Below are 13956 nucleotides of genomic sequence, written 5' to 3'. Positions count from 1 at the left end.
TCTTCTTTTTCTATAAAAGATGTGATTTCATTTGCGATATGATTTTCTTCTCCAACCTGGAAACTTGAACTTGAGATATCCCTAACCTTTTTGCCACATCTGATTGAGTCTGATCTTTGTAATAGCGTAGATACACAATCAATTTTTCTCGCTCTGTTAAATGCTCGATCGCTTCCTTTAAAGCTAATTTATCAAACCAAGTTATATCAGATTCATCTGCAATCTGATCCATGAGCGTTATCGGATCACCATCATTTTCATATACCGTCTCATGTATAGAAGTAGGCGCTCTATTCGCTTCTTGGGCAAATACGATCTCTTCTGGTGATAGCTCTAATTCATCTGCAACTTCTTTTAGTGTAGGGATTCTATTTAATTTTTTGCTGAGCTCGTCTTTCTTTTTTCGAACTTTGGTAGCTATCTCTTTTAGGGATCTACTCACCTTTACCATTCCGTCATCTCGTAAAAAACGTTGGATTTCTCCAATGATCATTGGTACTGCATAGGTAGAAAATTTGACATCATAGGATAGATCAAATTTATCAATTGCTTTGAGTAATCCAATAGACCCGATTTGAAACAAATCCTCTGCATCATAGCCTCGCCCTAAAAATCGTTGCACAACAGACCAAACCAATCGAATGTTATGTTTTATTAAATGATCTCTAGCAGAATTGTCTCCACGCTGGCTTTCTTGAATCAGCTGTTTTACCTCTTTGTCTGGTAAGTACCGGTGCCTTGTATTCCTTACATCAGCTTCCATTTACCATCCCTCAATTCGCCATCGTTTGAGGATGATTTTTCAATTGCTTCACAAGATAAACTGTTGTTCCTTGACCTGGGTTTGAACGAATCGTCACCTCATCCATAAAATTCTCCATGATAGTGAACCCCATACCAGATCTTTCAAGTTCCGGTTTTGAAGTAAAGAGCGGCTGACGGGCCTGCCCTATATCATCAATTCCAACCCCTTTATCAGTGATTTGAATCGAAATTTTCGTACCTTGAATTTCAGCACGAATATATACCTGTTCTTCTGGATGTTCTTCATATCCATGAATGATTGCGTTTGTTACTGCTTCGGAAACTACCGTTTTAATATCATTCAGCTCATCTAAACTCGGGTCTAATTGGGATACAAAAGCTGCAACAGCAATTCTGGCAAAAGCCTCATTCTCCGAAAGACTAGAAAAGGTAAGTTCCATCACATTTCGATAAATATTACTCATGAGGCCACCTCACAAGCATAAACAGCACTACGCTCATCTTGATAAGTAGGCAAAATTTGAAACAATCCTGACATCTCCATCAATTTAAAAATAGATGGTTGAACTGAGCATAGATACATTTTTCCACCCTTGCTAGTCATTTGTTTGTATCTTCCTAAAATCATACCTAGACCTGAACTATCCATAAATTGAAGGTTCCCAAGATTCAAAATGAGATGAGTATGGGTATCCTTCACCAACTCTGCTTCTATTTTTCTTCGTACATCTGACGCAGTATGATGATCCAAATCTCCATTCAGCCGAACAATAAGCACCTGATGGTTGGAAGTTATATTTACAGATAACGACAAACCTAGCACGCTCCTCTCCATCCTTTAACGAATACATTCTCTTTATTCCCTTATATTTCCTGCTAACATAAGTACCCTATATAGTGGACTTTTACGGTCTACTTTATAGGGTACACTTTAAAATACTTCCAGCTTTTCTATTTAAAATAATGTATCCTCTAACACTCGTTTTATGGAAGACCAAAAACTAGCTCTTCCAATATCACTCGAACTTATCAATTCAAGTGAGGCAACTTTTCTTCCCTCTTTATGAAACTCCATCGTTCCTAAAACTTGGCCCTTTTTGATGGGAACTTGTAATGTACGCCATTTAATAACTTTGCGTATACCGTTTGGATTTTCTCCTCTTTTTAGCATCATACTAATTGGATGACGAGCACGAATGGAAATATACTCCGGATCTCCTTTTTCTACCCGAAGTTTAGCAATAACTTGGCCTTTTTTGTAAAATACCTGATTGGTAAACTGGGCAAATGCATAGTCAAGCATTTGAGATATTTCTGCATTTCTTATTTTCGAATCGGGTTCCCCCATGACAACAGCTATAACCCGGAAATTTTCTCGTTTTGCAGTAGCGGTAAGACAAAAACGTGCTTCACTGGTAAAACCCGTTTTAAGACCATCGAGACCAGGATAAAAGCGAACCAATTTATTTGTGTTTACTAACCAAAATGGTTTTTTACTACCTTGACGTAAATAATCTTGATACAGACCTGTAAACTTTGTAATTTCCGGATGTTTCAGTAACTCACGGGACATAAGTGCAATATCGTGTGCAGAAGAATAATGATCTGCTACTGGCAGTCCATTAGAGTTTTGGAATTTTGTATCATTCATTCCTAATTCCTTCGCCCGAGCATTCATCATTTGGGCAAAACGTTGTTCTGTTCCACCTAGTTTTTCTGCCATGGCCGCAGAAGCATCATTCGCAGAACCTACTGCAATCCCCTTCAGCATATCACGTACACTCATTTGTTCTCCGGGCTCTAAAAATATTTGGGAACCACCTTTAGAAGCTGCATTTTCGCTTACACTGACTTGATCCGTCCACTTCAATTGTCCTCGTTCAATGGCTTCCATGATCATTAACATGGTCATTACTTTGGTAATACTTGCTGGTGGTAATTTATCGTGTCCATTTTTCTCAAAGATGATAGTACCTGTGTCTGCATCCAAAAGTACGGCTGATCGAGCATTTGGTGCTAGATCAGATGAGTTGTCTGGACCTGCAAAAGCAATCATAGGGATACTTGTCAAACCCAAACAAAAAACAGAAAAAAGAATGCTAAATCTTTTCCACATGGATCTTCATTCCTCCTATCGTACGACCATAGTGTGCGCAGCGGACAGAAAGAATATTCTTGTAGGAATGTCACAGTGAAAAACAACATCAAATTATTTTCCTTTATCATCCATCCGAAATAAAATAGCGGATATACTGAAATCAACTTATGGTATAATAACGAGGTTTGAAGATCTTATTTCAAGAGGTTACTGACATGATCATCCAATTCATTCGGTTTCGATAATGTGAGGTACAGAAAATGAATACTCACTCATTTTTATTTATAAATGGGGTGGGTCTATTTCTCTGTGCCTTTTTTCATTCACCGATATCGACTATGAATGAATGGGGTGCTTCTTTATGTCAACAAGCAAAAAAAAGACTTTACAAGCAAATCTTATTTTAGGAAATCAAAGTATCTTTAAATGCCCACTATGCTCCCAACCGATGAAAATGGTTCAGAATAATAGCTTAGTTTGTTCCAAGAATCATTGTTTTGATCTATCCAAAAGGGGATATGTGAACTTTTTAAACCGTCCTCAAAAAACAAAATATGATAAATCTTTGTTTGAATCTAGGAGGATGATTTGGAAAAGTGGATTTTTTGAACCATTAATAGAGGAAATTTGTGTAAGGATCAAAAGTGGACCTACTTCCAAAAATGAGCGAATGTATATTTTAGATGCAGGCTGTGGAGAAGGGTCTTCATTATCCAGTCTAAGAGAAAAAATCTCGGCTCCAACCACAAATGATTTTTTAGGAATAGGCATGGATATTTCCAGAGAGGGTATTGATCTTGCTTCTCAAGATAATACAAATCTGATCTGGTGTATTGGAGATATTGCTAATTCGCCATTTGAAGCAAACCAATTTCATTTCATTTTGAATATTTTATCGCCTTCTAATTATGCGGAATTCAAAAGAATATTAACGGATGATGGAAGAGTAATAAAGGTAATTCCTGAAAAGAACTATCTTCACGAATTGAGAAACCTTTTTTATGAACATACAGATAAACAGATTTATTCAAATCAAAAATCATTGGAACGATTTCGAGATCATTTTAAGCTTCTAGATGTGAAACGGATACAATATCGTATAACATTAAACAGTACTCTTATCAAACCTCTCATTCAAATGACACCTTTATCTTGGAGAGCTACAGATATGCAACTCCAACAGCTTTTAGACGCAAATTCCAAAACCATAACAGTCGATCTAGCCATTCTCCTTGGAAAACCTCACTAATCAATAAAACTAAAACACCAACTGGTCATTTATGAGCAAGGACCAGTTGGTGTTTTGTCTTGGAGCCATTATATTGTCCACTACGACTTTATCGTTAACACTTTTCAGCAGATTTTGCGAATGACTTCTACTACATTCATTCCTTAAACCTCACTTATTATCCCTTTTACTAACTGAATAAATTTAGGTTTTGTGCGATTGGCCGTTTCCATCACCTGTTCATGTGAGAGTGGCTCCAATTCTTCTCCAATCGCCATATCTGTAATACAAGAGATTCCAAGTACATCTAGACCTAGAAAACTCCCTGCGATTACTTCTGGAACGGTAGACATCCCTACGGCATCCCCACCTAAATTACGAAGCATAATGAGTTCAGCTGGTGTCATATAAGCAGGTCCGCTAATACCAGCGTATACTCCTTTTTGAATCGAGAAGTCATGCTGTTTAGCAACCTTTTCAGCTAACGAAATCAGTTTAGGTGTATACGCACTGCTCATATCTGGAAAGCGAGGACCTAAATCAGAAATATGTTTTCCAATAAGCGGATTGGACCCTGTCATATTCAGATGATCCGTAATCACCATCAAATCACCAGCTTGAAAATCTGCATTCATTCCCCCTGCTGCATTCGTTACAATCAAGTTTTCAATTCCTAATAATTTCATTACAAACACGGGAAACACAACTTGTTGTTGTGTATAGCCCTCATAAAAATGAATTCTTCCTTGCATGGCTACTACTGTTTTGCCTTCTAATTCACCAATGACCAATTGTCCTGTATGACCTTCAACGGTGGAAACGGGGAAATGGGGGATTTGATCATATGTAATCTTAGTAGAGTTTTGGATTTGATCTGCTAGATCTCCTAATCCTGACCCAAGTATCAACCCTATTAACGGTTTTATATCACTTTTTCTTTTAATCGCTTCTGCTGCATCTTTTATCTGTTTCCAACTATCCATGATATAACTCCTAACGTAGTTCTTTTAGAATACTGTGAAGCAATTGAACAAAGTCACCTTTCACTCGTTCTGCTGTCTCCATTACCTCTGCATGACTGAGCGGTTGCGGTAAGATTCCTGCTGCCATATTGGTGATACAAGAAATACCTAATACCCGAATACCCGCATGACGTGCAACAATTACTTCAGGCACGGTAGACATTCCAACTGCATCTGCCCCAACTGCCCGAATCATACGGATTTCTGCTGGGGTCTCATAAGATGGACCAAGAACAGCTGCATAAACACCTGATTGAAGCTTTATTCCTTGCGCGGCCGCTAATTTAGCTGCCAATTCTCGCAATTCTACATCATATGCAGTGGACATGTCAGGGAAGCGCTCTCCTAACGAAGCATCGTTTGGTCCAATCAATGGATTGCGATACATCAGATTGATATGATCTTGAATCAACATCAGATTACCAGGTTCATAAGAGGTATTTACTCCTCCAGCAGCATTGGTCACCAAAATAGTCTCTACACCAAGTGCTTTCATCACCCGTATAGGAAATGTAACGGATTCAAGTGCATGCCCTTCATAAAGATGAAATCTTCCACGCATGGTAATAACCTTCTGCCCTTCTAATTCACCTACTACTAATTCCCCAGCATGTCCTTCTACCGTGGAAACGGGGAAATGGGGAATCTGATCGTATGCGATGGTAACAGCATTTTGAATTTCATCAGCAAGCATCCCCAATCCTGATCCCAAAATTAACCCAATTTTTGGCTCGACTTTTACCTTTTTCTGTATGAAAGCTACTGCTTCCTGTAATAGTGTCATCTCGCTCATCCCTTTATTTTCTGATAAAAACTTTCCCCAAGAGGCGACTCTACTTGAAAAATATCAGCAATCGTTGCACCGACATCTGCAAATGTTTTACGAATTCCCAGGCTTTCCCCTTCAGCAGTTTGGTTTGGATTATAAACTAGTATTGGTGTGTATTCTCTTGTATGATCTGTCCCATGAAATGTTGGATCATTTCCATGGTCAGCAGTAATAATCAGTAAGTCTTGCTCCGTTAATTTTCCTATAATCTCTGGAAGACGAGCATCGAAGTCTTCCAGTGCTTTCCCGTATCCTACTGGATCACGCCGATGGCCAAACTTCGCATCAAAATCAACCAAGTTGATAAAGATGAGTCCTTCTTTTGTTTCATCACAACAAGTTAACAGCTTATCTACCCCATCCATGTTAGATTCTGTATGTACAGATTTGCTAATACCTTCCCCATCAAAGATATCAGATATTTTGCCGACTGCAACAACTTCAATTCCAGCATCCTGCAAATAGTTTAAAACTGTTTTATGTGGTGGTTTCACACTATAATCTTTTCGATTTGCCGTCCTGATAAATTTGCCTGGTTGTCCTACAAATGGTCTGGCAATTACCCGAACAACTGACCAACGATCCTCTAAAGTAAGCTCTCTGGCAACTTCACAGATATGATACAGTTCTTTCAATGGAACTACTTCTTCGTGGGCAGCGATTTGGAAAACACTATCAGCAGAGGTGTAGACGATAATATTCCCTGTTTCCATATGTTCTGCTCCAAGTTCTTCAATAATCTGGGTACCTGATGCAACACAATTACCAATGACTTTGCGACCAACTCTTTCTTCTAATGCTTGAATAAGTTCGATAGGAAACCCATTTGGATAACTTGGAAACGGAGTACTCGTTTCTAATCCCATCATCTCCCAGTGTCCTGTAGTCGTATCTTTTCCTCTTGATATTTCTACCATTTTCCCATAAAAAGCTGTTGGATTATTTACAGGTTTTACTCCTACAAGTTCTTCAATATTTCCTAAACCCATCTCTTGCATATTAGGCAGTCGTAACCCGTTTTGATGCTGAGAAATATGTAACAATGTATGCGAGCCAACATCATTGAAATTATCCGCATCTGGTAGTTCTCCTATTCCAACACTATCTAAAACAATTAGTATTACTCGTGAAATGGACACATTCTTCACCTCTATAAACCATAGTCAAAAATCCTCTCTGGTGCTTCTTCCTTTTCAAAGATAGATTTTGAGTTTCTTACCTCTATGTATCGTGCACTTTCTAATCTATCAAAAAAGGGATTCACCGCATAGCCTTAGCATGCACCGTATCCCCTATTACCATGCTTTGACCTCATTCACCCATGCCATAAAAAACAACTAATCGATCTAGCCAACTCATTTTAGGAGATAAAATCGGCTCCATGGCTTCATTTGTAGAAACTTTTACTGCATTACCATATGGTTTTTGGTATGGTGATCGTAATGGAAATACATTTGAAAATAGTTGAAACAGTTGGACAAGGATAAACAAGAACAAAAAAAATAAGCAAAAAAACAAACTAATTCTCTTTATCTTTCTAAGCGATAAAACCATAAATATCACCCTTTATCCATTCATTACTTCACTTTATGGAGAAGGGTGATAAATTATGTTAGAGAACTGCTAGATTCATGACATCATTTAATGGTGTGTAGGGAAGCTGAAGACTTTCAGCAACTGCTTCATAAGTAACCTGCCCATTCATTACATTTACCCCTTTTGCTAAGGGTCGGCTGGAAGCAATAGCATTTTGAGCACCTTTAGTTGCGATTTGGACTGCATATGGAATCGTGACATTTGTCAAAGCAATCGTGGATGTACGAGGAACTGCTCCTGGCATATTTGCAACGGAGTAATGAACAACCCCATATTTTTCGTATGTTGGATTACTGTGTGTTGTCACTCGATCTATGGTTTCAATCGAGCCTCCTTGGTCAATCGCTACATCTACAATAACAGAGCCAGCCTCCATCTCAGCTACCATATCTTCTGTAACTAGCCTTGGAGCTCTTCTTCCAGGTATGAGAACTGCTCCAATTAACAAATCCGTTTTACGGACTGCTTCTCTTATATTGTAAGCATTAGACATCACTGTATTAAGCCGGCCAGCGAAAATATCATCCAATTGGCGTAAACGCTCCGGATTTACATCTAATAGCGTTACATTCGCCCCGAGTCCAATCGCCATTTTAGCTGCATTTGTTCCTACTACTCCCCCGCCGATAATGACTACATTACCTGCCGGTACACCTGGGACACCACCTAAGAGCACTCCTTTACCACCATGTGGCTTTTCCAAAAATTGAGCACCTATCTGGACTGACATTCTTCCGGCAACTTCACTCATAGGTGTGAGCAAGGGCAATGCTCCATTATCCAGCTGAATCGTCTCATAAGCAATAGCTGTGACTTTTTTCTCCATTAGTGCCTTTGTTAACTCTAATTCTGGAGCAAGATGTAAATATGTAAAGAGAATCAAATTCTCACGAAAATATTCATATTCAGCGGCTAAGGGCTCTTTTACTTTCATGATCATTTCTGCTTTTGACCATACTTCTTTTGCTGAACCTAATATTTCTGCCCCATGTTCTGCATATTCTTCATCTGTGAAACCGCTTCCAATACCGGCGTTTGTTTCAATTATTACACTATGGCCAGCACGAGTTAAAGCATCAATCCCAGCAGGGGTAATGGCAACACGGTTCTCATTGTTTTTTATCTCTTTTGGAATACCAACTATCATGACTTTTTCCTCCTTTGCATTACAAGTATATCTTACCACTTTTTAAATTAATTTAGTCGATAAAAAAAGAGATCTTTTAATGATCTCTTCTCCATCACGTAACACGCGCACCTACTAATTTTTTGGGATCTGCAACGACTTCTTTACAGCGTCTACAGACACCATGAAAAGTTAGTCGATGGTCTACTATCTGAAATTGATATTCTTCTTCTACTTTCGCTTCAATCGGTGTTAATAAATCTTCCATAATTTCGTCTACTTCTCCACAGTTTAAGCAAATCAAGTGATGATGATGATGTTCTGCCCCTTCAGCCCGAAATTCATATCGAGTAACACCATCGCCAAAGTTAAGTTTATGAATGACAGAGAGGTCACTTAACAACTCCAGAGTACGATATACAGTAGCTAATCCAATCTCTGGTGCCTTCTCCTTCACCAACAGGTAGACATCCTCTGCACTGAGGTGTGCTTCCTCATTCTCGATCAGAACGCGGACAGTTGCTTCCCGTTGGGGGGTTAACTTGTAGTTATGGGCAGATAGTTGTTGTTTAATTTGATTTACCCGTTTTTCCACAGACACACCCCCTATGCCATATGTTCATTATAGGTGAGAAATCAGGGGGAAGTCAAACTAAATGAAAAGAACTATCAAATAAGAATCATTATAACGGAATAACATTTTTCATCAAGGATGGAGAAATGTAAGCTTCCGTTGCTGCAACCAACACCAAACAAATAGTCAATGCTGTTGCAAGTAAAGAATATCGAACAAATTGCGGGTAAATTGGCCCCCTATTGTGAATGAATCGATTTTTAACAAGCGTGATAGAGAACTGAATTCCTGCTACAGATAACACGAGTAAAACTGGAATGACAATGATATTGATCGGAACTACTGCGGCAATTGCAAACCAAAAACCTTTCCACGATAGTTGATTGATCAAAAAACCAATTGTAAATCCAGTGACCAAACCTTTGAAAAATAAATAAACCAACATGATAGGAATACCAATTACAGAAAGTCCAAGGATCCACATCAAAGCAAGCATTTTCAAGTAATCTCCAATAGAATGTTGAAATGCCACACTCGGGTCAGCAATATCATCTTGAGCTAGACCACGAAAAAAGTAATGTAAATATTGCAGTAACTCCCCTTTTTTGTTTGCATCTAATGTGTTAACAATTACAGCACCAAACACTACCCCCACTAAAAATAGAACACCTACAAACAAATAGATAGATTTCTGTGCTAGAATATGTTCCGCAAGCATATGAACAAAATGTTTTTTTCGCTTCATCTTTAATCCCGCCTTTCTACTCTCTCCTATTCTATGAATCTAAATGAGCAGATATGATAGGAAGAAAAGAAGTGAAGCAACTACAGCTACGTGAATGACATGCCCAAATTGTAACAGGCGCCATGATCGAGGCATCAACGCAGCCAAAAACATTTTGAAGATTACTTGCCGTGCGGAGTTATCAATTCTGTTCCAAAATTTGATAAGAAACCCAGCCAGTAATATCTTTTTGTCCATCATTTCCACTTACAAAACACCAAATTTCCGAATCATCATCATCTACTTTTGTATTATCAATATGAAGTTTTTGATCCTTGATAACCTGCTGGATGATGTTCGATTTCTCATCTGGATTTTCATATACATTTCCTTGATCAGCCGTCACCTGTTGATCCGTGCCCTTAAGTTCTTCTGCTTTTTTCATTGCTGCTTGATGTTTCTCATCTTGTGGTGGTTGTTGTTCTTCTCCATCTTTTGGTGGTGTTTCTTCTTTGGTGGGTGTAGAAGGGTCTGATGAAGGATTATTTTTTGAGGATTCTGGCGCCTGAACAACTTTTATAGGAACTACAACTTTAGTGGGTATCTTAGGCTTGTCCTTATTGATAACAGTGATAATCCTCTCTTGAATAGTATGAATGTACAACTTATCATCCTTTTTCATGACCATTTGAGTCTGCCCATTGGTTGATTTATTAGAAAAACGCAACATATTTTTTTGAGGCGGCTGTTTATTTTTCTGTGATGTTGGTTGGTTTTCCTTTGATACTTCTTTTGATGGAAACGTTACCAAACCACAACCCGGGAGAATAAAAAAAAGAGTTACTGCCATGATCATATAAGAAATACGCTGCATGTTTGGACCTCCAAATAGAGCAATTATTTCAAAAAAATACATGCTAAATAGCTACGAATATTTTCCAAGAAAACGGAAAATAAATCAATATACAAATTACGAAAATTGTTACTTTTTTATTAACAAAAAACAGGTAGCTTCATTTGAGCTACCTGTAAAAGAAAAAATAAATTAAAATCGGTATATACTCTCGACGATAACACCACAGAAGTACGTTAAACCTAGACAAATGGAACTAATCATCCCAGGTGCTTCTAAAAACATGGATATATCAGAGTGATAAAAAAGATACAGCAAGGCATATGTAATGGGAAAAATCGTATTCAATACTAATATAATACGAGAAACAATCCCGCATGCTGTTATATTCCTCCGATAATAATAACCAAGTAGTGTGTTGACAAGAAATACGAAGGTGAGTAATCCGTAGAGCAATGCATCACCTAAGGCTTTGCCAAGTATCATAATCCCAAAAAAACAAGCAGCATAGAGCTGAAAGATAATGGGATAACGAGCAATTGGTTTTCGATACCAATCATTTAACACTACTACTAGATTAAAGACAATCACCAATAATGTTGTTAGAAGTAGTAGCATAGGCCAAAAATAAGACCATTCAAAGAAATTGGTAATGATTAATCCTGAAACAAAAGGAAGTACATACAATACCCATAGCCTAAGTGTATAGCGTGCTGCTGTGAGGGAAATGTTTCTGTTTTGTGTCTCTTGTGTCACTTCCATCACCCCGAAGTAATAAACAGAATACTTCCATTATACCATAAAAGATGTTTTTTCACAAAACTTTCAATTCTATCACTGTTTTAACTGCCATAATGTGATAGCGTGTATAGTTTTAGCATCACATATTTCTCCTGAAGCGATCTTTTCCCTGCACTCTGCCAAGGATAATTCCACACATTCTACAAATTCATCTTCATCAAAAGATGTTTCTCCTACTGTCAATTCACTGGCTTCAAACATATGTATATATTCATCGGCAAAACCAGGTGATGTATAGAATCCTGTAAGTTTCTCCCAGTTTTTCGCACTATATCCTGTTTCCTCTTTTAGTTCCCTACGAGCACAAGATTCAGCTTCTTCTCCTGCATCTAATTTTCCTGCTGGAATCTCGTAAATGGTTTTTTCTAAAGCTTTACGAAATTGCCGAACCAATATCAATTTATTTTCATCGGTAATAGCCATAATAGCTACAGCTCCAGGATGTTTCACAATCTCTCGATAAGATGTTCCTCCGTTTGGTAAATTCACCTTATCCAATTGAACATCGATGATTTTTCCTTCATATATTTGCTTTGTTGAGATAGTTTTTTCCTCTAAATTTTTCATAGTTATGTATCCTCCTAGTTCAACATATTTTTTATTATATCTTTTTTCTGGCAACACTGGACGGAAAGCGACGAATGGAGGACAATAAAGTTGAATAAAAGTATAAAACTTACTGGTAAAGCGTGGCAAGTCCAAGCACAATTACGTCAGTGGGCAAAGTCTCCTATTACGCTAGCAGAATTTATCGATCGTAATACGAGAAAAGGAAAACACCTTCGCCTTATTAAGTAAGTAAATAGTTTGAGGTGAACATTCTGAACGCATATCAAGCTGATACAGTAGAATCTTTACAAGAAGCATTACAAAACATTAAAAAATGGGAAGACGATCAATCTGACCTCTGGTTTTGGGAAAAGATTGGTCGAATCCCTTTTGCTATTCTCGACAAGTTAACACCGAAACTAGTCCAAAAATATATTGGCATCGCTTTGGATGAACTAGGAAGTTACATTCAAACTGGCGGGCAATATTTGATTGCACAAGATAAGATCTTGCAAAAATACGCACCTTATTTGTTTTTACAATCATCTTCAGAAGTTACGATAGAAAAAATTTCCGATGTCCCTCTTTCTCTCATGAATCAAGTAGCTAAAGATAACAAAGATAATCATACCAATTTTGCAACTGTCCAAGGTGCTACAACAGGATTTGGCGGCATTTTCACTCTGGCTATCGACATTCCCCTGCTTCTTGGCACATCGTTAAAAGTTTTACAAGAGATGGCGATTACATATGGTTATGATCCTCGAAAAAAAGAAGAACGCATTTTCATCGTAAAATGTTTACAGTTTTCTAACTCGGACTTTGTTGGAAAAAAATCCATATTGAAAGAATTAACGGAAACAGCGACAGAACAAGAAGCAATTTCAAGGCTCCAAGGTTGGAGAGAAGTTATTCTTTCCTATCGTGATAACTATGGCTGGAAAAAATTATTTCAAATGGTTCCTGTTTTAGGGATGATTTTTGGCGCGATTATCAATCGATATACGATTCAAGATGTTGCCGAAGCTGGTGAAATGTTATATCAAAAGCGCCGAGTTTTAGCTAAGTTACAAGAATTAGAACAAAAACAGGAAGAAATAGAAATTCAACCTGAACTTTTTGAGGATGAGAAAAAGGGGAAAAATAATGAAAATCTATGATATTAGTGAACCCTTATATAACGGAATGACAGTATGGCCCGGCGATAAAACATACCACTATGAACTCACCTCTCTCATTGAAAGTGACAGCTGTGCCAATGTTGGACATGTCTCTTTTAGTACCCATACTGGAACTCATATTGATGCACCCTATCATTTTGATAATAGCGGAAAAAAAACACATGAATTAGACCTCTCCCTTTACTTTGGGCCATGTAAAGTAATTCACCTATTTGAAAAGCAATCCATCACAATCGAAGACTTACAATCCCTCCATCTACATCATACACAGCGACTTCTCATTCGTACTGATTCATGGAAAGATAGAACTTCTTTTCCAACATCATTCACATACCTTGAGCCTGAAATAGCAACTTACTTGCAATCTTTAGGTATAAAACTAATAGGTGTAGATGTCCCCTCGGTAGATCCTGCTGATAGTGAGACACTACCTTCTCACCTCGCCTTGCATCAATCAGGTATTCACATATTAGAAAGAGTTGTACTGAAAGAGGTACCAGCAGGAAACTATGAGCTTTCCGCTTTACCCCTTCCTATTGTCGGAGGGGATGGGAGTCCAGTTCGAGCTGTACTGCGATCATATTCTGCGGATTAAGAATCTTCATGTCTA

18 protein-coding genes and 1 pseudogene are annotated in these 13956 nt (G+C 38.0%); 5 read left to right on the top strand and 14 right to left on the bottom strand.

The features are described from left to right. Positions 1–10 precede the first annotated feature (10 nt). The 4 genes from sigF to MK805_RS04680 all read right to left on the bottom strand — a co-directional run bounded on the left by sigF (position 11) and on the right by MK805_RS04680 (position 2881). On the bottom strand, positions 11–763 hold the full coding sequence (gene sigF, locus MK805_RS04695; RefSeq protein WP_240874100.1) for an RNA polymerase sporulation sigma factor SigF: 753 nt from the start codon (positions 761–763) through the stop codon (positions 11–13). Between the two features lie 10 nt (positions 764–773). Beyond that, positions 774–1229 carry an anti-sigma F factor gene (gene spoIIAB, locus MK805_RS04690; protein ID WP_240874097.1) on the bottom strand — a complete coding sequence of 152 codons (456 nt, stop codon included), beginning with the start codon at positions 1227–1229 and terminating at the stop codon, positions 774–776. Further along, positions 1226–1579, bottom strand: coding sequence for an anti-sigma F factor antagonist (spoIIAA, locus tag MK805_RS04685; RefSeq protein ID WP_240874300.1), 354 nt, complete (start codon positions 1577–1579; stop codon positions 1226–1228). The genes spoIIAB and spoIIAA overlap by 4 nt, the downstream gene beginning before the upstream one ends. 141 nt (positions 1580–1720) lie before the next feature. After that, the gene (locus tag MK805_RS04680) at positions 1721–2881 is read right to left on the bottom strand and encodes a D-alanyl-D-alanine carboxypeptidase family protein (RefSeq protein ID WP_240874094.1); all 1161 of its coding nucleotides are present in this window, start codon (positions 2879–2881) and stop codon (positions 1721–1723) included. Positions 2882–3209: 328 nt separating this feature from the next. Here MK805_RS04680 and MK805_RS18005 point away from each other — a divergent pair. Both MK805_RS18005 and MK805_RS04675 read left to right on the top strand, forming a co-directional pair. Next, positions 3210–3383: pseudogene (locus MK805_RS18005) on the top strand (putative RNA methyltransferase); the annotation flags it as partial. A gap of 63 nt (positions 3384–3446) precedes the next feature. Continuing rightward, complete coding sequence (locus MK805_RS04675) at positions 3447–4112, top strand: methyltransferase domain-containing protein (protein ID WP_240874092.1); 666 nt, start codon at positions 3447–3449, stop codon at positions 4110–4112. A 143-nt stretch (positions 4113–4255) separates the two neighbouring features. On the opposite strand, the gene MK805_RS04670 is transcribed toward MK805_RS04675, so the two are convergent. The 10 genes from MK805_RS04670 to MK805_RS04625 all read right to left on the bottom strand — a co-directional run bounded on the left by MK805_RS04670 (position 4256) and on the right by MK805_RS04625 (position 12183). Beyond that, positions 4256–5074 carry a purine-nucleoside phosphorylase gene (locus MK805_RS04670; RefSeq protein WP_240874090.1) on the bottom strand — a complete coding sequence of 273 codons (819 nt, stop codon included), beginning with the start codon at positions 5072–5074 and terminating at the stop codon, positions 4256–4258. A 10-nt stretch (positions 5075–5084) separates the two neighbouring features. Continuing rightward, on the bottom strand, positions 5085–5897 hold the full coding sequence (locus MK805_RS04665) for a purine-nucleoside phosphorylase (RefSeq protein WP_240874088.1): 813 nt from the start codon (positions 5895–5897) through the stop codon (positions 5085–5087). Between the two features lie 5 nt (positions 5898–5902). Beyond that, the gene (locus tag MK805_RS04660; protein ID WP_240874087.1) at positions 5903–7081 is read right to left on the bottom strand and encodes a phosphopentomutase; all 1179 of its coding nucleotides are present in this window, start codon (positions 7079–7081) and stop codon (positions 5903–5905) included. Positions 7082–7253: 172 nt separating this feature from the next. Then, complete coding sequence (locus tag MK805_RS04655; RefSeq protein WP_255724466.1) at positions 7254–7496, bottom strand: DUF4227 family protein; 243 nt, start codon at positions 7494–7496, stop codon at positions 7254–7256. Positions 7497–7554: 58 nt separating this feature from the next. Further along, positions 7555–8685, bottom strand: a complete 1131-nt coding sequence (gene ald, locus MK805_RS04650) for an alanine dehydrogenase (RefSeq protein WP_240874085.1) — start codon at positions 8683–8685, stop codon at positions 7555–7557. A gap of 94 nt (positions 8686–8779) precedes the next feature. Further along, on the bottom strand, positions 8780–9259 hold the full coding sequence (gene fur, locus MK805_RS04645; RefSeq protein WP_240874083.1) for a ferric iron uptake transcriptional regulator: 480 nt from the start codon (positions 9257–9259) through the stop codon (positions 8780–8782). An 88-nt stretch (positions 9260–9347) separates the two neighbouring features. Further along, positions 9348–9983: a stage II sporulation protein M gene (gene spoIIM, locus MK805_RS04640; RefSeq protein WP_240874082.1), complete on the bottom strand. Its 636-nt coding sequence runs from the start codon at positions 9981–9983 to the stop codon at positions 9348–9350. Positions 9984–10164: 181 nt separating this feature from the next. Then, a complete protein-coding gene (locus MK805_RS04635) occupies positions 10165–10836 on the bottom strand; it encodes an SH3 domain-containing protein (protein ID WP_240874080.1) in 672 nt (223 codons plus the stop codon). A gap of 171 nt (positions 10837–11007) precedes the next feature. After that, positions 11008–11571: a hypothetical protein gene (locus MK805_RS04630; protein WP_240874079.1), complete on the bottom strand. Its 564-nt coding sequence runs from the start codon at positions 11569–11571 to the stop codon at positions 11008–11010. Positions 11572–11649: 78 nt separating this feature from the next. Then, positions 11650–12183 carry an NUDIX domain-containing protein gene (locus MK805_RS04625; protein WP_240874078.1) on the bottom strand — a complete coding sequence of 178 codons (534 nt, stop codon included), beginning with the start codon at positions 12181–12183 and terminating at the stop codon, positions 11650–11652. Positions 12184–12273: 90 nt separating this feature from the next. Between MK805_RS04625 and MK805_RS04620 the strand changes: the two genes are divergently transcribed. From MK805_RS04620 to kynB, 3 genes are read left to right on the top strand one after another with little or no spacing between them, the layout of a single operon-like run. After that, positions 12274–12414: a Z-ring formation inhibitor MciZ gene (locus tag MK805_RS04620; protein WP_240874077.1), complete on the top strand. Its 141-nt coding sequence runs from the start codon at positions 12274–12276 to the stop codon at positions 12412–12414. Positions 12415–12428: 14 nt separating this feature from the next. Then, entirely contained in the window at positions 12429–13325 is an 897-nt protein-coding gene (locus tag MK805_RS04615) for an EcsC family protein (protein ID WP_240874076.1), read from the top strand. Further along, a complete protein-coding gene (gene kynB, locus MK805_RS04610; protein ID WP_240874075.1) occupies positions 13312–13941 on the top strand; it encodes an arylformamidase in 630 nt (209 codons plus the stop codon). Before MK805_RS04615 ends, kynB begins: the two co-directional genes overlap by 14 nt. The last annotated feature ends 15 nt before the right edge of the window (positions 13942–13956 follow it).

This window comes from Shimazuella soli (genome assembly GCF_022511585.1).
Classification (GTDB): domain Bacteria; phylum Bacillota; class Bacilli; order Thermoactinomycetales; family Thermoactinomycetaceae; genus Shimazuella; species Shimazuella soli.
This window is presented reverse-complemented; position numbering and strand designations above follow the sequence as displayed.

Excerpts from the sequence above, each read along its gene's own strand:
- kynB (WP_240874075.1), top strand. The coding sequence starts at position 13,312 with ATGAAAATCTATGATATTAGTGAACCCTTATATAACGGAATGACAGTA.
- MK805_RS04675 (WP_240874092.1), top strand. The coding sequence starts at position 3,447 with ATGATTTGGAAAAGTGGATTTTTTGAACCATTAATAGAGGAAATTTGT.
- MK805_RS04625 (WP_240874078.1), bottom strand. The coding sequence starts at position 12,183 with ATGAAAAATTTAGAGGAAAAAACTATCTCAACAAAGCAAATATATGAA.
- MK805_RS04680 (WP_240874094.1), bottom strand. The coding sequence starts at position 2,881 with ATGTGGAAAAGATTTAGCATTCTTTTTTCTGTTTTTTGTTTGGGTTTG.
- MK805_RS04635 (WP_240874080.1), bottom strand. The coding sequence starts at position 10,836 with ATGCAGCGTATTTCTTATATGATCATGGCAGTAACTCTTTTTTTTATT.
- spoIIAB (WP_240874097.1), bottom strand. The coding sequence starts at position 1,229 with ATGAGTAATATTTATCGAAATGTGATGGAACTTACCTTTTCTAGTCTT.
- MK805_RS04655 (WP_255724466.1), bottom strand. The coding sequence starts at position 7,496 with ATGGTTTTATCGCTTAGAAAGATAAAGAGAATTAGTTTGTTTTTTTGC.
- MK805_RS04665 (WP_240874088.1), bottom strand. The coding sequence starts at position 5,897 with ATGACACTATTACAGGAAGCAGTAGCTTTCATACAGAAAAAGGTAAAA.
- spoIIM (WP_240874082.1), bottom strand. The coding sequence starts at position 9,983 with ATGAAGCGAAAAAAACATTTTGTTCATATGCTTGCGGAACATATTCTA.
- sigF (WP_240874100.1), bottom strand. The coding sequence starts at position 763 with ATGGAAGCTGATGTAAGGAATACAAGGCACCGGTACTTACCAGACAAA.
- ald (WP_240874085.1), bottom strand. The coding sequence starts at position 8,685 with ATGATAGTTGGTATTCCAAAAGAGATAAAAAACAATGAGAACCGTGTT.
- MK805_RS04670 (WP_240874090.1), bottom strand. The coding sequence starts at position 5,074 with ATGGATAGTTGGAAACAGATAAAAGATGCAGCAGAAGCGATTAAAAGA.